At 74.7% G+C, this 22,773-nt stretch carries 10 protein-coding genes; 4 read left to right on the forward strand and 6 right to left on the reverse strand.

Annotated features, from left to right (window positions below; translation table 11 throughout):
- Window positions 1-10: 10 nt before the first annotated feature.
- Both CP982_RS42085 and CP982_RS04480 read right to left on the reverse strand, forming a co-directional pair.
- The gene (locus CP982_RS42085) at window positions 11-12,889 is read right to left on the reverse strand and encodes a type I polyketide synthase (protein ID WP_212669178.1); all 12,879 of its coding nucleotides are present in this window, start codon (window positions 12,887-12,889) and stop codon (window positions 11-13) included.
- A 1,649-nt stretch (window positions 12,890-14,538) separates the two neighbouring features.
- The gene (locus CP982_RS04480) at window positions 14,539-15,063 is read right to left on the reverse strand and encodes a MarR family winged helix-turn-helix transcriptional regulator (RefSeq protein ID WP_150509275.1); all 525 of its coding nucleotides are present in this window, start codon (window positions 15,061-15,063) and stop codon (window positions 14,539-14,541) included.
- Window positions 15,064-15,102: 39 nt separating this feature from the next.
- On the opposite strand from CP982_RS04480, the gene CP982_RS04485 reads away from it, so the two are divergent.
- The gene (locus CP982_RS04485; protein ID WP_150509276.1) at window positions 15,103-16,050 is read left to right on the forward strand and encodes a DMT family transporter; all 948 of its coding nucleotides are present in this window, start codon (window positions 15,103-15,105) and stop codon (window positions 16,048-16,050) included.
- A 19-nt stretch (window positions 16,051-16,069) separates the two neighbouring features.
- Here CP982_RS04485 and CP982_RS04490 read toward each other — a convergent pair whose 3' ends face one another.
- The 3 genes from CP982_RS04490 to CP982_RS04500 all read right to left on the reverse strand — a co-directional run bounded on the left by CP982_RS04490 (window position 16,070) and on the right by CP982_RS04500 (window position 17,716).
- Window positions 16,070-16,543, reverse strand: coding sequence for a MarR family winged helix-turn-helix transcriptional regulator (locus tag CP982_RS04490; protein WP_150509277.1), 474 nt, complete (start codon window positions 16,541-16,543; stop codon window positions 16,070-16,072).
- A 62-nt stretch (window positions 16,544-16,605) separates the two neighbouring features.
- Window positions 16,606-16,965, reverse strand: coding sequence for a DUF6204 family protein (locus tag CP982_RS04495; protein ID WP_150509278.1), 360 nt, complete (start codon window positions 16,963-16,965; stop codon window positions 16,606-16,608).
- Between the two features lie 88 nt (window positions 16,966-17,053).
- On the reverse strand, window positions 17,054-17,716 hold the full coding sequence (locus CP982_RS04500; RefSeq protein WP_150509279.1) for a MerR family transcriptional regulator: 663 nt from the start codon (window positions 17,714-17,716) through the stop codon (window positions 17,054-17,056).
- A 156-nt stretch (window positions 17,717-17,872) separates the two neighbouring features.
- Here CP982_RS04500 and CP982_RS04505 point away from each other — a divergent pair, with 156 nt between their 5' ends.
- The gene (locus CP982_RS04505) at window positions 17,873-19,186 is read left to right on the forward strand and encodes a YhgE/Pip domain-containing protein (protein WP_150509280.1); all 1,314 of its coding nucleotides are present in this window, start codon (window positions 17,873-17,875) and stop codon (window positions 19,184-19,186) included.
- Between the two features lie 70 nt (window positions 19,187-19,256).
- On the opposite strand, the gene CP982_RS04510 is transcribed toward CP982_RS04505, so the two are convergent.
- Window positions 19,257-20,918 carry an ABC-F family ATP-binding cassette domain-containing protein gene (locus tag CP982_RS04510; RefSeq protein ID WP_150509281.1) on the reverse strand — a complete coding sequence of 554 codons (1,662 nt, stop codon included), beginning with the start codon at window positions 20,916-20,918 and terminating at the stop codon, window positions 19,257-19,259.
- 327 nt (window positions 20,919-21,245) lie between these two features.
- Here CP982_RS04510 and CP982_RS04515 point away from each other — a divergent pair, with 327 nt between their 5' ends.
- Both CP982_RS04515 and CP982_RS41550 read left to right on the forward strand, forming a co-directional pair.
- Complete coding sequence (locus tag CP982_RS04515; RefSeq protein WP_150509282.1) at window positions 21,246-22,412, forward strand: lactate 2-monooxygenase; 1,167 nt, start codon at window positions 21,246-21,248, stop codon at window positions 22,410-22,412.
- Between the two features lie 198 nt (window positions 22,413-22,610).
- Window positions 22,611-22,766, forward strand: a complete 156-nt coding sequence (locus tag CP982_RS41550; RefSeq protein WP_170316356.1) for a DUF6131 family protein — start codon at window positions 22,611-22,613, stop codon at window positions 22,764-22,766.
- Window positions 22,767-22,773 lie beyond the last annotated feature (7 nt).

Here is a 22,773-nt window from a genome sequence, read left to right on the forward strand (position 1 = left end):
TCCGGCCTGGTCACGAGGTCTCGAGTTCGTTGTCGAGGTAGCCGAAGAGTTCGTCGTCGGTGGCGGAGGCGACGTCGGACTCGACGTCCTCGTCGGTGTCCGCGGCCCGGGCGTCGCTCCACCTGGCGAGCAGGGCGCGCAGCCGCAGGTCGACCTTCGTGGCGGTGCCGTCGTCGGTCAGGGCGAGCAGGGAACTCTCCAGCTGGTCGAGCTGGTCGAGCACACCGGACTCCGGCTCGGGTTCGGTGCGCGGCAGCAAGGTGAGGACGTGCCGGGTGATCGCGGCGGCCGATCGGTGGTCGAAGACGAGCGTCGAGGGCAGCCGCAGGCCGGTGGCCGCGGTGAGCCGGTTGCGCAGCTCCACCGAGGTCAGCGAGTCGAACCCGAGGTCCTGGAGGCCGCGGCCGGGATCGATGTGGGTGTCGGCGGAGTGGCCGAGCACCGCCGCGACCTGGGCGCACACGAGGTCGAGCACGGTCTGTTCGCGCTCCGCCGCGGACTTGCCCGCGAGGGTGTCGGCGAGCGTCGCGGTCGCGGCGGCGGGCACCGCCGTGACGCGGCGTGCGGGGGCGCGGACCAGGCCGCGCAGCATCGGGGGCAGGGTGCCGTCCGCCGCCTGTGCGCGCAGCGTCGCGGTGTCGAGGAGGACCGGCACGAGGACGGCGCGGTCGTCCCGCGTCCCGGCGTCGAACAGCGCGAGCGCGTCCTCGGTGGGCAGTTCGAGGATGCCGGAGCGGCCGAGCCTGGCCCGGTCGCCCCCGTCGAGCCCCGCCGTCATGCCGCTGGCGGCGGCCCACATGCCCCACGCCAGGGAGACGCCGGGCAGGCCGAGGGCGTGGCGGCGGCGCACGAGCGCGTCGAGCGCCGTGTTGGCGGCCGCGTAGCTCGCCTGGCCCGCGCTGCCGAGGATCCCGGCGGCCGAGGAGAACACGACGAAGGCGGACAGGTCGGCGTCCCTGGTCAGTTCGTCCAGGTGCAGCAGTCCTTCGACCTTCGGGGCGAACACGCGGTGGATCCGCTCGGGCGTCAGTGACTCCAGTACGCCGTCGTCGACGACGCCCGCGGTGTGCACGACCGCGCCGAGGGGCCGGTCGAGGGCGGCGAGGAGTGCCGCCACGGCGTCGCGGTCGGCCACGTCGCAGGCCGCCACGGACACGTCGGCGCCAAGGGCGGCGAGTTCGTCGCGGAGTTCGGGCGCGCCGTCGGTCGCCAGTCCCTTGCGTCCCGCGAGGACGAGGTGTTTGACGCCCCGGTCGGTGACCAGGTGCCGGGCCACCAGGGCGCCGAGCGTGCCGAGGCCGCCGGTGACCAGGACCGTGCGGTCCGGGTCGAGCGGGGCGGGCACGGTCAGGACGGCCGTCTCGCCCGCGTGCGCGGCCTGTTCGAGGTGGCGGAACGCCTCGGGTGCGCGGCGTACGTCCCAGGCGCGCACGGGCAGGGGGTTCAGGGCACCGGCGTCGAACAGTGCCAGTACCTCGGTCAGGATCTCCTGGAAGCGGTCGGGGTCCGGCCGCTTCCCGGCGTACGCGGCGTCGAGCACCACGTCCGCGTCCCGGCCGCCGGTCCCGGTCGTGTGCGCCTCCGCGCCCCAGTGCCGCGCGAGTTGGACGGCCGCCGCGCCGACGTCACCGGTCGGTGCGTGGACGAGGACGGACTGGCCCCGGCTCAGCCGTGCCAGGTCGCGCAGGGCGTAGTAGGCGGTGACGAAGGCGTGGGGCACGGCCGCGGCGCGCGCGAAGGACCAGCCGACGGGCATCGGGGCGAGCAGCTCGCGGTCGGTGACGGCGAGCGGTCCGCGGCCCTTGGCGGCCAGGCCGAGCACGCGGTCGCCCACCGCCAGGTCGGTCACCTGCGCGCCGACCTCGGTCACCACGCCCGCGACGTCGCTGCCGGGTTCGGCACCGGACCGTACGTCGTGGAGGTTCAGGCCCGTCGCGCGGACGGCGACGCGGACCTGGCCGGGCGCGAGGGGCGCGGCGGCGTCGGGGTGCGGCACCAGGGCGAGGTCGTCCAGGGAGCCGCGGGCCTCGGCGTCGAGACGCCACGGGCCGTCGGCGGGCGGGCTGAGCGGGGTGTCGGCGGTGGCGCGGGCGAGCCTGGGCGCGCTCACCCGGCCCGCCCGTACGACCGATTGGGGTTCGCCGGAGGCCAGCGCGGCGCGCACGGCGCGGGCGGTGTCGTCGGCGTCCGGGGCGTCGGAGTCCGGGTCGGGGTCGCGGTCGTCGGCGAGATCGATGAGCGCGAACCGGCCGGGGTTCTCGGTCTCCGCCGAGCGCACCAGGCCCCACACGGCGGCCTGCGCCGGGTCGGGCGCTTCGGTGTCGACGGCGCCGCGGGTCACGAACACCAGGCGGGCGTGCGCGGTGCGCTCGTCGGCGAGCCAGTCCTGGGCCAGGGCCAGGGCCCAGGACACCGTCTCGCGCACGGCCGCGCCGTCCGTGCCCACGGGGCGGGGGCAGGGGGCGAGCAGGTCGGTCACGCCGTCGAGGGCGCCGAAGCCGGACACGGCCGGGGCGTCGAGGCCGAGGTCGTCCGTGCCGAGGACGGCGGGCTCGGCCCGCCTGTCGCCGGTCCCTTCGACGGGGACCCACTCCAGTGCGAGCAGGGCGTCCGCGGTCCGGGACGCGACCTTGCGGAGCTCCGCGGGCCGCATCACGAGGGACTCGACGGTCGCGACCGGCCTGCCGGCCGGGTCCGCGACGGCCAGCGACATCTCGTCCTGGCCCGTGGGCGACCAGCGCACCCGCAGCGTCGAGGTGCCGACGGCGTGCAGCCGTACGCCGGTGAAGCCGAACGGCAGCCGGGGGCCGCTGCCGGTCTCGTCGAGGGCGCGCAGCACGGGCGCGTGCAGCGCCGCGTCGAGCAGGGCGGGGTGCACGCTGAAGCCCTCGGCGCCGCTCGCGTCCTCCAGGGCCACCTCGACGTACACGTCGCGGCCGAGGCGCCAGGCCGCGCGCAGGGCGCGGAACACGGGCCCGTAGCCGTAGCCGAGTTCGGTGAGGCGGTCGTAGACGTCGTCGACGTCCATGGGCGTCGCGCCCTCCGGCGGCCAGGCCGTGAGGTCGGTCGCCGGTGCGTCGGTCGCCGGAGCGTCGCCCGTCGTGAGCGTGCCGGACGCGTGCTCGGTCCACGGCTCGTCCCGCTCCGCGTCCTCGGCGCGTGCGTGCACCCGGATGCTCCGGCCGCCGTCGGTCTCCGCGCCGACGGCGACCCGCAGGGCGAGGCCGCCGCGCTCGGGCAGGACGAGCGGGGCGTGCAGGGTCAGTTCCTCGACGGTGTCGAGGCCGCAGTGGCGCGCGGCGTGCAGGGCGAGGTCGAGGAAGCCGGTGCCGGGGAACAGCACCCGGCCGCCGACCCCGTGGTCGGCGAGCCACGGCTGGGTCCGCGTGGACAGCCTGCCGGTGAACACGACGCCGTCGGAGTCGGGAAGGGCGACCGCGGCACGCAGCAGCGCGTGGTCGCCGGTGGCGACGCCGAGGGCCGTGGTCGCTCCGTCGCCCGCGGGCGCGACGGCGGCGGTGAGCCAGTACCGGTCGTGCTGGAAGGCGTAGGTGGGCAGGTCGACGCGGTGGCCCCGGCCGCCGGTGGCGGCGGCCAGGTCGAACCGCGCGCCGCGGACGTGGAGCCGTGCGGCGGCGAGGGTCAGCGCGTCCGGTTCGGCCCGGTCCGAGCGCAGCGTGGGTACGAACACGGCGTCGGGGGCGCTGTCCTGGCCCATGGTGGCGAGTACGCCGCCGGGCCCGAACTCCACCATCGTCGTGGCGCCCTGCGCGGCGAGTGCGGTGACGGCGTCGGCGAACCGCACGGGCCTGCGCACGTGCCGCACCCAGTAGTCGGGCGACGTCAGTTCCTCGGCGTCGACCGGCGCGCCGGTGAGCGTGGACACGATCGGGATCGCGGGCGCCGCGAACGACACGCTCTGAAGGACGCGGCGGAAGTCGTCGCGCATCGGCTCCATCAGCGGCGAGTGGAACGCGTGGCTGACCCGGAGGCCGGTCACCTTGCGGCCCTGCGCCTTGAGGCGGTCGGCGAGGGCCGCCACCTCCAGTTCGCTGCCGGACAGGACAAGGGCGTTCGGGCCGTTGATGGCGGCGATGCCGACGTGCTCGGAGCACTCGGAGGTGATCTCGTCCTCGGTGGCCTGCACGGCGACCATGACGCCACCGGCGGGAAGGGCCTGCATGAGCGCGCCGCGCGCGGCGACGACCGCGCAGGCGTCGGCCAGCGAGAACACGCCCGCGACGTGCGCGGCGGCCAGTTCGCCGATCGAGTGCCCGGCGAGCGCGTCGGGCCGCAGGCCCCAGGACGTCCACAGCCGGTACAGGGCGACCTCGACGGCGAACAGCGCGGGCTGGGCGTACTCGGTGCGGTCGAGGAGGGCCTGGTCTTCGCCGAAGACGACGTCGCGCAGCGGCAGGGCGAGCAGCGGGTCGAGGTGGGCGAACACCTCGTCGAGCGCGTCGGCGAACACGGGGTGCGCCGCGTACAGGCCGCGGCCCATGCCGATGCGCTGGGAGCCCTGGCCGGAGAAGAGCACGGCGAGCCTGCCGCCGTCGGGGGCGCCCCGCGTCACCGCGGGGTGGTCGGCGCCGTCGGCCAGGGCTTCGACACCGGCCCGCAGTTCGGACAGGTCGCAGCCGAGCACGACGGCGCGCCGGTCGAGCGCGGCCCGGCCGACCGCGAGCGTCGCGGCGACGTCGACCGGTGAGAGGCCGGGCTGCTCGTCCACGGCGGCCGCGAGGCGGGCGGCCTGCTCGCGCAGCGCGGCGGTGTCGCGGGCGGACAGTGCCCACGCGAGCGTCCGGCCGTCGGGCTCGTCCGCCGGGGCCGGGGTGACGGGCTCGGCCTGTTCGAGGATGACGTGTCCGTTGGTGCCGCTCACGCCGAACGCGGAGACCGCGGCCCGCCTCGGCCTGCCGGAGTCCGGCCAGGGCCGCTGCTCGGCGAGGAGTTCCACGGCGCCGGTGGTCCAGTCGACGTGCTGGGACGGGCGGTCGAGGTGCAGGGTGCGCGGCAGCACGCCGTGCCGCAGCGCCTGCACCATCTTGATGACGCCCGCGATGCCCGACGCCGCCTGGGTGTGGCCGATGTTCGACTTCAGCGCGCCGAGCAGCAGCGGCCGGTCGGCGGGGCGGTCCTGGCCGTAGGTGGCGAGGAGGGCCTGCGCCTCGATGGGGTCGCCGAGGCGGGTGCCGGTGCCGTGGCCCTCGATGGCGTCCACGTCCGCCGTCGACAGGCCCGCGTTGGCGAGCGCCGCGCGGATGACGCGCTGCTGCGCGGGCCCGTTCGGCGCGGAGAGGCCGTTCGACGCGCCGTCCTGGTTGGTCGCGGAGCCCCGGACGACGGCGAGCACCTCGTGGCCGTTGGCCCGGGCGTCGGAGAGCCGTTCGAGGAGGACGAGGCCCGCGCCCTCGCCCCAGCCGACGCCGTCGGCGGCGTCGGCGAACGGCTTGCACCGGCCGTCGGGGGCGAGGCCGCCCTGGAGGCTGAACTCGGCGAAGGCCGTCGGCGTCACCATGATCGCGGCGCCGCCCGCCAGGGCCATCGAGCACTCGCCCGACCGCAGGGCCTGCACCGCGAGGTGCAGGGCGACGAGGGACGAGGAGCACGCGGTGTCCACGGTGACGGCGGGGCCGCGCAGGCCGAGGGCGTAGGCGATCCGGCCGGAGACGACGCTCAGCGCGTCGCCGGTGAGGCGGTAGCCGTCCATCTCGGGCGTCGCCTGCTCCAGGGTGCCCGCGTAGCTCTGGGGCGAGGCGCCGACGAACACGCCGGTGAGGCTGTCGCGTACCGAGGACGGGTCGATGCCCGCCCGCTCGAAGGCCTCCCAGGCCAGTTCGAGCACCTGCCGCTGCTGGGGGTCCATGGCGAGGGCCTCGCGCGGGGCGATGCCGAAGAAGCCCGCGTCGAAGCCGCCCGCGTCGTGGACGAAGGCGCCTTCCAGAGTGCGGCTGCGGCCCTGGGCCTCCGCGTCGGCCGGGTACAGCCGGTCGGTGTCCCAGCCCCGGTCGTCCGGGAAGGGACCGATGGCGTCGCGCCCGGACAGGACGAGCGACCACAGGTCCTCGGGTCCGCCGACGCCGCCGGGGAAGCGGCAGCTCATGGCCACCACCGCGATCGGCTCGTCCGTGTCGCGGGCCGCGGTCCCGGCCGTCGCGGCGGTCGCCCGCTCGCCGAGCACCACGGAGTGCAGGTGGTGGGCGAGGGCCGCCGGTGTCGGGTGGTCGAACACGACGGTCGTGGGCAGTCGTACGCCGGTGGCCGTGTTGAGGCGCTTGCGCAGCTCGATGGCGGTGAGGGAGTCGAAGCCGAGCTCGCGGAACGCCCGGTCCGGGGTGACGGTGCCGGCGCCGTCGTGGCCGAGGACGGCTGCCGCGTGGTCGCGGACCAGGTCGAGCAGGAGCCGGTCCCTGTCGGCGTCGGTGAGCCCGGAGAGGCGGTCGGCGAGGGCCCCGCCCGCGGCGGGCTGCTCCGCCGCGTCCCGCGCCGCCAGTGCGACGACGTCGGGGATCTCGCTGATGAGCGGGCGCGAGCGGGCCGCGGTGAAGCCGGGGGCGAAGCGGGCCCAGTCGACGTCCGCGACCGTCAGGGTCGTCTCGCCCGCCGTGAGGGCGGTGGCGAGCGCGCCGACGGCGAGCTCCGGCCGCATGGGGCGCATGCCCCTGCGGCGCAGCTGGTCGTCGAGGTCGCCGGTGACCATGCCGCCGCCCGCCCACATGCCCCAGGAGACCGAGGTGGCGGGCAGGCCTTCGGCGGCGCGGCGCTGCGCGAGGCCGTCGAGGAAGGCGTTGGCCGCTCCGTACGCGCCCAGTTCGCCGCTGCCCCAGACGGCGGAGCCGGAGGAGAACAGGACGAACGCGTCGAGGTCGCGCCCGGCGCACAGCTCGTCGAGGTGCACGGCGCCCGCGGCCTTCGCCGCGAGGGCGTACGCGAGGTCCTCGGTGTCCGTGTCGGCGAGGGGCAGGGACGGGACGGTGCCCGCCGCGTGGAAGACCGAGCGGACCGGGGTGCCGTCGGCGTCGAGCCGGGCGAACAGGTCGGCCAGGGCGCCGCGGTCCGCGGCGTCGCAGGCGGCGACGGTGGTCCGGACGCCGAGCGCGGTCAGCTCGGCCTCCAGCTCGCGCGCGCCGGGCGCGTCCGCGCCGCGGCGGCTGGTCAGGACGAGGTGCTCGGCGCCGTTGCCCGCCAGCCAGCGGGCGACGTGGCCGCCGATGGCACCGGTGCCGCCGGTGATCAGTACGGTGCCCGCGGCCCGCCAGGCGGGTGCCGCGGCGGGCGCGGGGGCGGGGGTGAGGCGTCGTACCGACACGCCGGAGGCCCGGATCACCAGCTGGTCCTCGTCCGTCCGCCCTGCCAGGACGGCGGCGAGCCGCGTCGCGGTCCTGGCGTCGGGGGCCACGGGCAGGTCGACGAGGCCGCCCCAGCGGTCCGGGTGCTCCAGGCCGACGGCGAGGCCGAGGCCCCACACCTGGCTCTGTGCCGGGTGGGTCAGCGGGTCGGACCGGCCGACGGACACCGCGCCCGTCGTGGCCAGCCACAGCGGCGCGCCGATCCCGGCGTCGCCGAGCGCCCGCACCAGGGCGAGCGTGCCGGACAGTCCGCCCGGGACCACGGGCGACGCCGGGTCGGGCCGTTCGTCGAGGGCGAGGAGCGACAGCACGCCGGCGGGGACGACGTCGACGGCGCGCAGCGACTCCGGCGAGCCGTCGACCTCCAGGACGTCGGCGCCGTGGGCGCGCAAAGACTCGACGGCCGCCGCGTGCCAGGGGTGTTCCACCGCGGAGAGCGGGCCGACCACGAGCCAGGTGCCGGTGAGGGCGGGCGTGCCGTCGGTGCCGAGCGGGCGCCAGGTGATCTTGTGGCGCCACGCTTCGGCGGTGGACCGCTCCTGGCTGCGGCGGCGCCAGTCGGCGAGGGAGGGCAGGACGTCGGTCAGCGGCGCGTCGGCGGGCACGTCGAGGGTCGCGGCGAGGTCGCCCCGCTCCACCGCGGCCCAGAACTCGGCGAAGGCGGGGTCGCCGTCCGCCGTCGTACGGGCCGTCTCCTCCAGCCAGAACCGCCTGCGCCGGAACGGGTAGGTGGGCAGGTCCACGCGCCGCCCGGCGGGCACGGTGGCGCGCCAGTCGAAGGGCAGGCCCTCCACGTACGCCTCGGCGGCGGACAGCAGGAACCGGTCGAGGTCGCCGTCGGTGCGGCGCAGCGTGCCCACGACGACGGAGTCGGTGTCGGCCGCCTCCAGGGTCTCGCGCACGCCGAAGGTGAGCACGGGGTGCGGGCTGCACTCGACGAACACTCCGACGCCGCGGTCGAGCAGGCCGTGGGTGCCTTCCTCGAAGCGGACGGTGTTGCGCAGGTTCTGGTACCAGTAGTCGGCGCCCACCTCGGTCCCGGTCAGCCACTCCCCGGTGACCGTGGACAGCATCGGCACGCGTGCGGGCACGGGTTCGAGTCCGGCCAGCAGGCCCGCCAGTTCCTCCTCGATCCGCTCGACGTGCGACGAGTGCGAGGCGTAGTCGACGGGGACGCGACGGGCCCGCACCTCGTCGGCGGCGCACGCCTCCATCAGCTCGTCGAGGGCGTCCGCGTCGCCCGCCACCACGACCGAGCGGGGGCCGTTGACCGCGGCGACGGACATCCGTCCGTCCCACCGCGCGACGCGCTCGCGCGCCTCGTCGGCCGTCACCGCGAGGGACACCATGCCGCCCCGGCCCGAAAGGGCCAGGATCGCCTGGCTGCGCAGCGCCACCACCTTGGCGGCGTCGGCGAGGGACAGCGCGCCCGCGACGTGCGCGGCGGCGATCTCGCCCTGGCTGTGCCCGACGACCGCGTCCGGTTCCACGCCGTACGCACGCCACAGCGCCGCGAGGGACACCATCACCGCCCACAGCGCGGGCTGTACGACGTCCACGCGCTCCAGGGCGGCAGCGTCGTTCAGGACGTCGTGCAGCGACCAGTCCACGTGCGGGGCGAGGGCCTCGGCGCACGCGTCGAGCGAGGCGCGGAAGACCGGCGACGACTCCGCGAGCGCCGCCCCCATGCCCAGCCACTGCGAGCCCTGGCCGGGGAACACGAACGCCACCTTGCCCGCGGGCCGTGCGACGCCGATCGCCACGCGGGCGGACTCGGTGCCGTGGGCCACCGCCGTCAGCGCGTCGGCGCCGCCGCCCACCACCACGGCCCGGTGCTCGAACACCGCCCGGGACAGCAGGGTGTCCGCCACGTCGCCCATCCCCAACCGCTCGGTTGCGACGGCGAGTTGGGCGGCATGCGCGCGCAGGGCGTCCTCCGTGCGCGCGGAGAGCACGAGCGGTACGGGCCGCGCCGTCGAGGGCGGCTCCGCCGGGGTCCCCGGGGCGGCCGGGGCGTCGTCGGGCGCCTGCTCCAGGACGGCGTGGGCGTTGGTGCCGCTGATGCCGAACGAGGACACGGCGGCGCGCCGGGGGCGTGCGACCTGCGGCCACGGCGTCGTCTCGGTGACCAGCGACACCGCGCCGGACGACCAGTCGACGTGCGGCGTGGGCTCGGTGATGTGCAGGCTCCTGGGCAGTTCGCCGTGGCGCAGCGCGAGGACCATCTTGATCAGGCCCGCGATGCCGGAGGCCGCCTGGGTGTGACCGATGTTGGACTTCACCGAGCCGAGCAGCAGCGGCCGCTCCGCCGGGTGCTCCTGGCCGTACGTGGCGAGCAGCGCGTCCGCCTCGATCGGGTCGCCGAGGCGGGTGCCGGTGCCGTGCGCCTCGACGGCGTCGACGTCGGCGGCCGACACGCCCGCGTCGGCGAGCGCCTGCCGGATCACCCGGCGCTGCGCGGGGCCGCTGGGGGCGGTGAGGCCGTTGGACGCGCCGTCCTGGTTGATGGCGGTGCCCTTGATCAGGGCGAGGACGGGGTGGCCGTTGCGCCGTGCGTCGGAAAGCCGCTCCAGGAGCACCATCGTGGCGCCCTCGGCGAGGCCGAAGCCGTCCGCGCTCGCGGAGAACGCCTTGCAGCGCCCGTCCGGGGCCAGCGCGCGCTGCCTGCTGAACTCCACGAACATCCCCTGCGACGGCATGACCGTGACGCCGCCCGCGAGCGCGAGGGGGCACTCGCCGCGCCGCAGCGACTGCACGGCCACGTGCAGGGCGGCGAGGGACGACGAGCACGCCGTGTCGAGGGTGACGGCCGGTCCCGCGAATCCGAAGGTGTAGGAGAGCCTGCCGGACGCGACGCTCGCGGTGTTGCCGGTGAGGAGGTAGCCCTCGAGCTCCGCGGGCGCTTCGTGCAGCCGCGGGCCGTAGTCCATCGTCATGGCGCCGACGAACACGCCCGTCCGGCTGCCCCGCACCTTCGCCGGGTCGATCCCGGCCCGCTCCAGCGCTTCCCAGGAGATCTCCAGGAGCAGCCGCTGCTGCGGGTCCATCGCCAGCGCCTCGCGCGGCGATATGCCGAAGAACTCCGGGTCGAACTGGTGGGCGTCGTGCAGGAATCCGGCCTCGCGCTGGTAGTAGCCGCCGACCCGCTCGGCGTCCTCGTCGTAGCGCCCGTCCAGGTCCCAGCCGCGGTCGGCAGGGAAGGGGGTGACGCCGTCGCCGCCCTCGGAAAGCAGCGCCCACAGGTCCTCGGGGCTGCGCACGCCGCCGGGAAGGCGGCAGCTCATGGCCACGACGGCGATCGGCTCGTCGTCCCCGGCGGTCGCGAGGGCCACCGGCTCGTCGCCCTCGGCCGGTGTGCCGAGCAGGACCCGGCCGATGTGCTCGGCGAGGCCTCGGCAGGTCGGGTTGTCGAAGACCGCCGACACGGGCAGGTTCAGGCCGGTGGCCGCGTTGAGCAGGTTGCGCAGGGTCAGCGCGCCTGCGGAGTCGAGGCCGAGTTCCAGCAGCGGCGCGTCCATGTCCGCGGTGGTCTCGACGCCCCCGACGACGGCGGCCAACTGGGTGCGGACCAGGCCGAGCAGGAGTTCCTGGCGGTCGGGGGCAGCCGCGAGCCGCTCGGCGAGGGGCGGGGCGGCGTCGGCCGCGGCCGTCGTGTGCAGGGGGTAGGCGGGCAGCGGCACGGCGCGGGCGTCCCGGCCCGCGAACACCGCCTCCCAGTCGGGGAGTACGCCGTGCGCGTGCAGTTCGGCGAGGGCGGCGGCCATCTGGTCGGCGCCGCCCCGCCCCTTGCGCAGCGTGCCGACGACCGCGGCGTCCACCCCGGCGTCCTCGGCGGTCTCCTGCACGGCCCTGGTGAGGACGGGGTGCGGGCTCGGTTCGAGGAGCAGGCGGTGTCCCGCGGCGAGGGCGGCGCGCGTGGCGCTCTCGAAGTCCGCGGTGCCGCGCAGGTCCCGGCACCAGTGGTCCGCGGTGAGGGTGAGCGGGTCGACCCGTCCGCCGGTGGTGGCCGTGTAGATCGGCAGGTCCGTCGGGCGGGGGCGGATCGGGGCGAGATCGGCGCGCAGTCCGTCGAGGACGGAGTCGACCTGTCGGCCGTGCGCCGCGATGCGGATGGCGATGCTCCGGGCCCTGATGCCGTCGGCGGCGAGGTCGGCGAGGAGTTCGGTGGCCGCGTCCTCGGCGCCGGAGACCAGGACCGAGCCGGGGGCGTGCACGGCGGCCAGGTCGAGCCCGTCGTAGCGGGTCAGGCGCTCGCGTACGTCGTCGGCGTGGGCGAGGACGGACAGCATCACACCGCGTTCGAGCAGGTGCACCTGTGCCTGGCTGAACAGGGCCATGGCGCGTGCGCCGTCTTCGAGGGAGAGCGCGCCCGCGACCGTCGCGGCCGGGATCTCACCGGCGCTGGAGCCGATCACGGCGCCGGGCCGGACGCCCCAGGACCGCCACAGCGCGGACAGGGACACCATCATCGCCCAGAGCGCGGGCTGCCCCACGTCGGGCCGGTCGAGGGAGGGCGTGTCCGTCCTGCCGCGCAGGACGTCCAGCACGGGCCAGTCCACGTACGGCGTGAGGGCTTCCGCGCAGGCGTGCAGGTTCTCGGCGAACACCGGTGACGCGGCGAGGAGTTCGTCGGCCATGCCCAGCCACTGCGGCCCGTGCCCGGGGAACACGAAGGCGGCGCCGTCGGCGAGGTCGGCGGCCCCTAACGCCGGAGCCGGGACCGCTGAGCGGCCCTCGCTGAGGGCGAGCAGTTCGTCGGCGAGCCTGGCGCGGTCCCCGCCGGACAGTACGGCGCGCCGGGCGAGCGGGCGCCGGGTCGTGGCGAGGGAGTAGGCGAGGTCGACGACCGGCAGGTCCGGTTCGGCGCAGAGCAGTGCGTGCAGGTCGGCGGCGCGTGCCCGCAGCGCGTCCTGGCTGTGCGCGGTCAGGGTGAGCGGGACGGCGGGCCCCTCCTCCACGGCACGGCCGGGCCCGGGCCGCCCCGAGCGCAGCGCGGCCTCGACCAGGGCGGGGACCGAGCCGGGCCACGCGTCGTCGGTGCCGAGCCGGTAGGCGAAGGCCGCGGTCCGGGCGTCGTCCGCGCGCCCGAGCACGGCGAAGGCGCCCTCGGCCCCGACGAGCGCCACGTCGCAGGCACCGGACCGGATGGCGGCGACGGCTTCGGCGAGCGGGGCGTCCCCCGTGCGGCTCGACCGGACCGGGAGGCCGAGCAGCCGCGCCGGCTCGCCGGCGCCGTCCACGTCGCCCGTGCCCGCGCCGTGCGCGTCCGCTTCGTGCCCGACCGCTGCGCGCCCGTGCGCTCCGAGCCCGTCCGCTTCGTGCCCGCTCGCGTCGTCGGTCGCGAGGAAGACATCGATGTCGGAGCGGCTGCCCGCGCCGATGCCCGCGTCCTCACAGGCCGTCCACGCCGACTCCAGTTCGGCCGCCCGGTCCACGGGCGTCGGCACACCGGTCAGCTCGGTCAGTACGCCGTGGTCCCGCTCCGCCCGCATCGGTGCCGCGGGCGCGGCGCCGATGACGGCGACAGCGCTGGTGTCCACTCGTGCCGATTCGCACATGGCAGTCTCCGCCCCCGTGAGTCGTTCATGAGAACTGAACGCGTGGTTGCTTGGCCCGGATTGGGTCGAGCCTTTCTCAGCCAATCCTCCGCGACAACGAGCGCAAGTCAAAACCAGTGCCGAGAAAAATGTCAACCGCCGACCATTTTCAGCCTGGCGTGCGCACGCAGTCGTTTACAGCGAACTTACAGTGCGTTTACGAGCCGCGCCCGCGCGGGAATGGCAGCCGCCGCACGGACTAGCGGAATTCACCGTGCCGACTTCAGAAATCCGCTCGCCCCTCCACGGACACACAGGAGTTGACCGGGTGCCGCGCCTGCCCCATCACGCAGCAGGCCTTGCCCTATCAGGCAGAAAGCGAGGCGCATCAGGTATGGCCGGAAAAGCCACGTCGAGTCCACACGCCCGACACCCGCACGTCAGGAAGCCATCCCGTTCCGGCCACGGAGGTCGCATTATTGCGCCAACTCCTAAATCATCGCCGTCCTGGAACGTCCGCTGCCAGCGGATCCGCGGCGACCGGCGCGACCGCGGCAGGGACCGCGACGCCCCCCGGCACCCGCGCCCCGCCGACGGGAGCGGAGCCCTGCCGCGAGCGGGCCCGCCCATGCCCTGCGGCGGCCACGCGCCCAAGAAACCGCACGTCCAGGCGGTGCAGCGCGGCTACTGATCATGAGGGGGCGCACGACGAGCCGTTACAGGCCGAGGGCGGCACCGTCCAGCCGGACAAGCACTTCACGCCACGGCCGGACGGTCGGCCAGGACGGCGGAGCGGCCGGTGGAGTCACGGCCGCGAGGAGGAAAAGGGCACGCCGACGCGACGGGCACGCTCGGGAAAGGGGCATGGCAAAAACTCCCATCGACCCCACCAGAGGCCGATCGGAGTTAACAGCCGTGATATTTACGAGCCTTTTGCCAGGGGAGTTCACCAGGCTCGGCTATCGCTCCATGCGACAGCCGGAATGACGTGCCTGAAAAGATCCCCACGTGCGCGGCCGACCCCCGAGATCGGACGCCTCTTTGACATGTTCCGGCGTGAGCATCGGACTCGGTACGGATATCCAGTGAGGCGACACGGCAAGAAGTTCGACGGGATGCTCGGCCGGATCGCGCGAGGTCAGAAGAATGCGTCATGGGAACTCTGATGTCGGGACCAACCATATCCGCGAGAGAGCTGCCCGTACCAGCCTCTCTTTCTGTGACTACCAGGAGCGAAAACAACACTCCCCCACCGACGCCCGGGAGTGATTCGCGGCGCCGCGAAGACACCGGGGAATATGCTGCCGCGAATCTTCAGCACCGCCACCACCTGGCATTACTCTGCGTAATTTTGCGACCGCGATAGATGACTCTGGCATATGCGGCATGCCTCACATGCCTCCCAGAGGGCGAACCGCCGCGACGCGCCCGTGCCCGTTCGGCCACTCACGGGCTCCGTTTCGTGCCCGCTTCGGGCTCCGCGCCCACTCGCCGTGACCCACTTCACACGTTCCGCGCCGGTCTGACCACGGACGGCTGCGGCGCGGGCACCGGTCGCCCGACCCGCCGACGGATCCGGGAGGCCGGAAGGGCGGAAGGATCTTGCACCTTCGGGCGACGGTCGCCCGCATCGGCGTCGGCGGGGACTCGGCTCACTCACCGTCACGCGTGGGCGGCTGTTCCATCCGGGAGAGCCACGCCGTCAACAGCGCTTCGAGGGAGGCGGCTTCGGCAGGGGTCAGGAGGTTCACCAGACGGCGCTCGTTGCCCATGTGGTCGGTGAACGCCTCGTCGATCAGCTCGCGCCCGGCCTTGGTGAGGGCGACGATCCGTCCGCGCTGGTCGTCGCCGGAGCGGCGGCGGGTGACGAGCCCGGCCCGCTCGAGGCGGTCGATCCGCTTCGTCATCGCGCCGGTGGTGACCATGGTGTGCGCGGCCAGTTCGCCGGGCGCCCGCTCGTACGGCGCTCCGGCGCGGCGCAGCGCGCACAGCACGTCGAACTCGCCCTCCCCCAGGCCGTAGTGCCCGTAGACGAGGCAGAGCTGCTCGGTGAGCCGGTCGGCCAGGCGGTGCAGCCGGCCGATCACCCCCTGCGGGGAGACGTCGACGTCGGGCCGCTCGCGGCGCCAGTCGGCCTGGATGCGGGCCACACGGTCCAAAGGCTGCGGGTCTTCCATGGGCACATATTAGCTTCCCAGGAAGCTATGTTGTCTTCCATGGAAGCTAATGCGCGATGGGTGGCACTGACCGCGGTCGCTCCGGTGGCCTGGGGGACCAACTACTTCGTCACGCACGAGTACCTGCCCGCGGACCGCCCGCTGTCGGGAGCCGCACTGCGTGCGCTGCCCGCCGGGCTCCTGCTCCTGGCCGTGCGCGGGCAGCGGCCGCGCGGCGCGTGGTGGTGGCGGTCCGCGGTGCTCGGCCTGCTGAACGTGAGCGTGTTCTTCGTCCTCGTCTACGTCGCCTCGCAGCTCCTGCCGACGAGCGTGGCCTCCACGGTCATGGCGGTGTCCCCGCTGACGATGATGCTGATCGCCTGGCTGCTGGTGTCCGAACGCCCCCGTGCCACCCATCTGGCGGGTGCGCTCGTCGGCCTCGCCGGGGTGTGCCTCATGCTGCTGACGGGAGTGCGGGGCGTGAGCGTGCCGGGCGTCCTCGCCTCGGCCGCCGCCATGCTGACGTCGTCCTTCGGCTACATCCTGGCCAAGCGCTGGAGCGCGGACGCCGACGTGCTCGCCTCGACCGCCTGGCAGCTCACCGCCGGGGGCCTCTTCCTTCTCCCGGCCGCCGCCGTAGTCGAGGGCCCGCCCGGCGCGCTCTCCGCGTCCCAGGTCCTCGCGTTCGGCTATGTCGCCCTGGTCGCCACCGCCCTGGCCTTCGTCGCCTGGTTCGCGGGGCTGCGCCGGCTGCCCGCGGGGACGGTGGGCCTGATCGGACTGCTCAACCCCTTCACGGGCGTACTGCTCGGCACGGCGGTCGCCGCGGAGGCGCTGACCGCGCAGCAACTGTGCGGTCTCGCCCTGGTCCTCGCGGGCGTCGTACTCGGCCGTCCCGCACGGCGCGGCAGCGGCCACGCACGGGCGCGCGCCGTCGCCGACGGGGAGGGGGAAGCCGTCTCCGGCGGTGGCCCCGAGCAGGGCCCCACTCCGTGCAGGCCCAGGTGAAGACCGCCGAGGCTCCCGCTTACGCGGTGGGAGCGCCCGGGCCGTCGAGGTCGAAGTCGCCGAGGCCGGTGCCGCCGAGGCGGGTCAGCATCTCCGACAGGCTTCCGATCTCCCGCCGCTCCCACGAAGAAGGCTCGAAGACGTCGGCGGCGACCCGCCTTGCCGTGGCGAGCATCTCCGCCAGGCGTTCGCGGCCGGTGGCGGTCAGCGCCGCGTACGCCACGCGGGCGTCGCGGGCGTTCGCCTCGCGCGTGACGAGCCCGATCCGCTCCAGTGGCGCGAGGCCCCGGGTCACCCCGGACGCGGTGAGGCCGAGGGCCGCCGCCAGATCCACCCGGCGCATGCGGCCGCCGGGCGCCTGTCCCAGCCGAAGGAGCATGGTGAAGTCCGCCAGGCTCACCCCGTGAAACCCTCCCAAGGCCGCGTCGAACCGCTTCACCAGGGCGGTCTGGGCCCGTACGAGACGCAGGGACACGTCCAGCGCATCAGTCATTGCTTCCTCCTTGACTGCTCAAGCTTAAGGCAAAGCTTGAGCAGTCAAGAATCGGGGTCGGGTCAGGCCCTCCGCTGGGCGGCGGCCCGGCGCTGCCGCTTGCCGAGGGGCGCCTGCGAGAGGTCCTCGGCCTGGGAGCGGAGGTTCTTGTAGCCGTAGCCGCGCTGCGCCAGCCACGCCTTCGCCGCCTCTTCGGCACGTTCGGCCGCCTCCAGGATGTCCTCCTCTTCCTCTCCCTCCGCCCGGAAGCGGAAGGTGAAGGCGGGCCGCGCGGCGACGTCGTAGCTGAGGTGCCCCTCGGGGGTGAAGGCGGCGCGCAGCACGTCGTGCTCCGCGGCCCGGGCCAGGAGTTCGGCCCGCTGGTCGGAGGTGAGTCCGTCGAAGACACCGCGCACGGTGACGCGGAAGGTACGAGTAGTCATCCGGCGACCTTAACCAGCGGGAGCGGGGGGCCTCCACCGCGTTTCCCGGTGCCGGGCCCACGGACCCCGTGCCGCGCGGGCGCCGCGGTCACGAGTCGGCGGACTCCCTGGCCTCCATCCGACGGCGCACCTGGTCCTCCTGCGCGAGGCGCCGCAGGAGTTCGAGTACGGGCCCGGAGAGGGCGAGGACGATCACCGCCTGCTCGGCCAGGGCGGGCGAGTCGTCGAAGTCCGCCGCGCGTTCGAGGTCGAGGCGGGCGATCGACCGGGCCAGCTCTCCGTACGCGGCGAGGCGGTCGAGGCGGTAGTTCGCGTCGAGGCGCCTGAGCTCCCGCAACACCGTGGTCAGGCCGTGGACGTGCGGAGAGTCGTCGGGGACCTGCCAGTCCATGGCCGCGATCAAGTCGGCGGCGTCGGCCTCGGCGGCCGCCTCGGCCTCCGTCTCCCGCTCCTCGTCACCGGCCGGGGCCTGCGCGACGGGCACCGGCAGCGCGTAGCTGATCGCTTTGAGGGTGCCGTCGGTGCTGTCGGCCTGGTCGACCGCCGCGAGGACGTCCCGGGTGGCGGCGATGGAAAGGCCGCCGAGTGTCGTCAGGGCCTTGATGAGGCGCAGCCGCTGGACGTGCTCCTCGCCGTACTCGGCGAGCGTCGCGGCCGTCGCGCGGCCCGCGGGCAGCAGCCCCTGGCGCCGGAAGTACTTGATGCTGGCGACCGGTACGCCGGTCCTCTGGCTGAGCTCGGAGATTTTCACGCGGCTTCCTCGACGACGGGGGACGCGTCCCGGCCCTTCGCGGCAAGTCCCGGCAGCCCCTCACGGCAATTGGACACCACCAACTCGATACTGTCACTATCTAGCACTGGATACCTCAAGTATCTAGTCACGTAGCGTCATCGCACTGGAGCGTCCATGCCTTCCCCTCAGCCCTCGTCCGCGCTCCGCAGCCCCCGGCTGTGGATCGGCACGGGCATCATCGTCGCGGTGGTCTCCACCTTGTTCGCCCTGCTCTATGTGGGCGGCAACGTGAACCCCAAGGGCAACCTGCGCGACCTGCCCGTCGCGCTGGTCAACAACGACCGCGGCGCGGGCACGGGTGACAAGCACGTCAACATCGGCGACCAGGTCGTCTCCGGCATCAAGAAGGCCGCGGCGGACAACGACAGCATCGACTGGCAGGTCCTCAGCCAGGCCGAGGCCGACAAGCGCCTCGGCCAGGGCAAGCTCTACGGCGCCCTCGTCGTGCCGCAGGACTTCACCGCCACGGTCAGCGGCCTCAGCGCCCCGCAGGCGAAGAACCCCGCGGCGCCGACCCTGAAGGTGCTCACCAACCAGGCGGCAGGCAGCTTCGGCTCGTCCATGGCGAGCCAGGCCACGCAGAAGGCCGCCCACGGCGCCTCCGCCCAGCTCGGCAAGGAGCTCCTCGGCCGCGCGAGCGAGCAGAAGGCGCCGCTCGCCCCCGCCGCCCAGCTGATGCTCACCGACCCCGTGACCGTCCAGGTCGCCGACGGCCACCCGCTGGACACGCACAGCGCCATGGGCCTCAGCGCCTTCTACTACGCCCTGGTCCTCCTCGTCTCCGGCATGCTCGCCGCCAACGTGATCCACTCCCAGGTCGACACGGCGCTCGGCTATCTGCACTCCGACTTCGGCCCGTTCCGCCAGCGCAACCCCCTGCGCCGCACCAGCCGGGTGCGCACCCTCGCCGTCAACTCGGCCCTGATGCTCGGCCTGTCCGTGGTCATGGGCTCCCTCGTCGAGCTCGCCACGGTCGGCGTCCTCGGCATGGACGCGTCCCACCTCGGCCTGCTCTGGCTCTACTCCGTGGCTACCATCGCCGTCGTCGGACTGAGCGCCCTGGCACTGCTCGCCGTCTTCGGCACCCCCGGCATGCTGCTCTCCACCATCGTCTTCGTCGCCATGGCCGTCCCGTCCTCCGGCGCCACCGTGCCGCTGGAGGCGCTGCCCGGGTTCTTCCGCGCGCTCGCCGAGTTCGAGCCGCTGCGCCAGCTGACCGGGGGCCTGCGCTCCCTCCTGTACTTCGGCGCCCAGGGCGACGCGGGCCTCACCCGGGCCTGGGCCTCCATGGGCATCGCCCTGGTGGTCTCCCTGCTCTTCGGCTTCGGCATGACCCGCCTCTACGACCGCAAGGGGCTGCACCGGGTCCCCCGGCCCGCCGAGTCCGCCCCGTCGGCCGAGGCGACGCCGGAGCCCGCGTCCGCCTGACGCGCACTCCGAACGGCCCCCTGACGGTGGCCGGGCCGGAACGGTACGCACCGTTCCGGCCCGGCCACCGTCATTCCCGGCCCTCCCCCACCTCGAGGCGCGGCCAGTCCGCGAGGTCCCGCAGCAACTGCCGGTCGTGCGTGGCGACGACGACGGCCGCGCTCGTGCCCCGGACGGCGTCGGTCACCTCGTCCACCAGCACCGACGACAGGTGATTGGTCGGCTCGTCGAGCAGGATCAGGCCGGGCCGCCCGGCCAGCGCGAGCGCCAGGTCGAGTCGGCGCCGCTGCCCCTGCGACATCCGCCCCACCGGGGTGCGCAGCGCCTCGGAGTCCAGCAGGCCGAGCGCCCCGAGCGGCACGGCCTCGGCCTCGCGCAGCGTCCCGCCCGCCACGAGTCGCCCCACGTGGCGGGCGTACGCCTCTCGGGCGGTGAGCGCGGGGTCCTGCCCCGCGGTCTCCTGAGTGACCCGGACGACCCGCGCGCCCCGCGCCGTCCGCACGGCGCCCTGCGTGGGCGCGAGCGCGCCGCCGAGCACCGCGAGCAGCGTGGACTTCCCGGCGCCGTTCGGCCCGGTGACGAGCAGCCGGTCGCCGCCGTCGAGGCTGAGGTCGACCGGTCCAGCGAGGCGGCCTTCGACCGCGACGCCGTGCGCCCGCAGCTGCGGCGCGCCCGGCCGGACGCCCGGGTCGGGCCAGCGCAGCGCAGCCGGTGGCTCCGGCACGTCGATCCGGTGCGCCTCCAGGGCGTCCTGCTGCCTCTTCAGGGCCTGTACGACACCCGGTGCGCGGGACTGGCGCTGGTGCTTGCCGGTCCCCTTCTCCGGCCGCCAGCCGGTGGAGAGCCGGTCGCGGGCCCTGGACACCGCGTCCTTGAGGCGGCGGTGCTCGGCCTGCTGCTCCTCGTGGTCCTGCTCCCAGCGTTCGCGTTCCCGGCGCCGGGCGTCCTGCCAGGCGTCGTAGCCGCCCGCGTACAGGCGCGGCCTTCCGTCGCGGGTCGGGTCGAGGTCGAGGAAGCGGTCGGTGACGTCGCGCAGCAGTGCCCGGTCGTGGCTGACGACGGCGAGGCCGCCGTCGTGCGCGCGCAGCCTGCGGGTCAGGAAGTCCAGGCCGTCCGCGTCGAGGTGGTTGGTCGGCTCGTCGAGCAGCAGGACGTCGTGGTGGGCGCCGAGCAGACAGGCGAGGCGGACCCGGTAGCGCTGCCCGACCGAAAGCGACGCGAGGGTCCGCTCCCGGTCGGCGCAGGCGCCGAGGGCCTCCAGGGCGACGTCGACCCGGCGTTCGGCGTCCCAGGCGTCGAGCCGGGTGGCGGCGTCGAGCGCGGCGGCGTAGCGGTCCTCGGCGCCGGGGGCGCCCGCGGTCAGGGCGAGGGTCGCCGCGTCCAGGGCGGCGAGGGCCGCGAGCGAGGCGGCGAGCGCCTGGGACGTCAGGGTGCCCACGGTGGTGCCGTCGGGTGCGGCCAGTTCCTGGCGGGCCAGGCCAATGGTGCCGGCCCGGTGGACGGTGCCCTCGTCGGGTGCGATCAGCCCGGCGAGGACGTGCAGCAGCGTCGTCTTGCCCCGGCCGTTCTCGCCGACGACGGCGGTCCGCGACCGGGCGGAGACGGTGACCGACACGTCGTGCAGGACGCGCCGGGATCCACGGGTGACGGTGACGTCCTCGGCGCGGACGTGTGCGCTGCCGCCCGCCTCGACGGGCAGGGACATGGCTTCGGGGGTGGGCGTGGGGTTCAAGGGTGCTCCGCAGCTCGCAGGGGAGCCGGGCAGCGGTGAGCGGCCGCCCGGCGGGAACCGGGACGGCGAGCGCGGATTCAGCAGAGGAAGGGCGCCGCCGTCAGCGGGCGGAGCGGACCTTCTGCGACCAGATGCCTCGTGCCATGTCGATCACGGTAACAACGACGGCGCCCGGGTTCATCCGAATTTCCGCCGCCCACGGGCGGCGCCCGCGCTGCGCGGCGGCGATTTCCGGGCAACGGCTGTGGTGGGTGGGGCGTACCGCACTGCACCCTGGTCGCTGGCTCGCCGTATCCGGGCGGCGGCCGCGGACGGAGGGGCAGGCACATGGGGCAGCCATTCGGCGCGTACCAGAACGAGATCTACCTCAACGGGCTCGGCGGGGTCGTCCCGCCCTTCCCGATGGGCTTCGCGGAGTGGGAGGCGCGAGCGGAGGCCGTGCTCCCGCCCTCGGTGTGGTCGTACGTCGCGGGCGGCGCCGGGGACGAGCGCACCCAGCGCGTCAACGTCACCGCCTTCGAGGGCTGGGGGCTCGTCCCGCGCATGCTCGTCGGTGCCGCCGAGCGCGACCTGTCCGTCGAGCTGTTCGGGACGACGCTGCCGTCGCCCGCGCTCATGGCGCCGATCGGCGTGCTCGGCCTGTGCGCGCAGGACGGGCACGGTGACGTGGCCGCCGCGCGGGCGTCCGCCCGCACCGGCGTGCCGATGATCGCCTCCACGCTGTCCGTCGACCCGATGGAGGACGTCGCCGCCGAACTCGGGGACACGCCCGGCTACTTCCAGCTCTACACCCCCACCGACCGGGACCTGGCGGAGAGCCTCGTGCGCCGTGCGGAGGCGGCCGGGTTCCAGGGCATCGTGGTCACCCTCGACACCTGGGTCACCGGCTGGCGCCCGCGCGACCTTGGCGTCAGCAACTTCCCCCAGTTGCGCGGCCACTGCCTCGCCAACTACTTCTCGGACCCGGTCTTCCGCGCCCAGCTGAAGCGCCCGCCCGAGGAGGCCCCGCAGGACGCCGTCCTCCACTGGGTGCGCGTCTTCGGGAATCCGCTGACCTGGGCGGACCTGCCCTGGCTGCGCTCGCTGACCGATCTGCCGCTGATCCTCAAGGGCCTCTGTCACCCCGACGACGTGCGCCGGGCCAAGGACGGCGGCGCGGACGCCGTGTACTGCTCCAACCACGGCGGCCGGCAGGCCAACGGCGGTCTGCCCGCGCTCGACGCGCTGCCCGGCGTGGTGGCGGCCGCCGACGGCCTTCCGGTGCTCTTCGACTCCGGCGTCCGCAGCGGCGCGGACCTCGTCAAGGCGCTCGCCCTCGGGGCCACCGCCGTCGGCATCGGCCGCCCCTATGCGTACGGTCTCGCCCTCGGCGGCGTCGACGGCGTCGTCCACGTGCTCCGCTCGCTCCTCGCCGAGACCGACCTGATCATGGCCGTCGACGGCTATCCGACGCTCGCCGACCTCACGCCGGAGGCGCTCCGACGCGTGGTGTGACCGGACGGCGTGTCGAGCCCCGGAAGCGGGGTACTGGGGTTCTCACGCCGTCTCGACGACGACACCGCGCGGTCGCGTCGAGCAAGGCGGCTCCACGCCCGGCGGCCCGTGCCGCCCGACGCCCTCTCGACGCCACAGCCGGTACGACATCCCACCGACTGGCGCATACTGGAATATGTACGGACATTGGAGGACCCAATGATCGCGATCGGCCTCGTTCTGCTCATCATCGGCCTGGTGGCCGGTATCTCGATCCTCTGGACGATCGGCGTCATCCTCGTCGCCGTCGGCGCCGTCCTCTGGCTGCTCGGCGCCGTCGGACACGCGGTGGGGGGACGCCGGCACTACTGGTAGCGCACCG

This window comes from Streptomyces spectabilis (assembly GCF_008704795.1).
In the GTDB taxonomy this organism is placed as follows: Bacteria; Actinomycetota; Actinomycetes; order Streptomycetales; family Streptomycetaceae; genus Streptomyces; species Streptomyces spectabilis.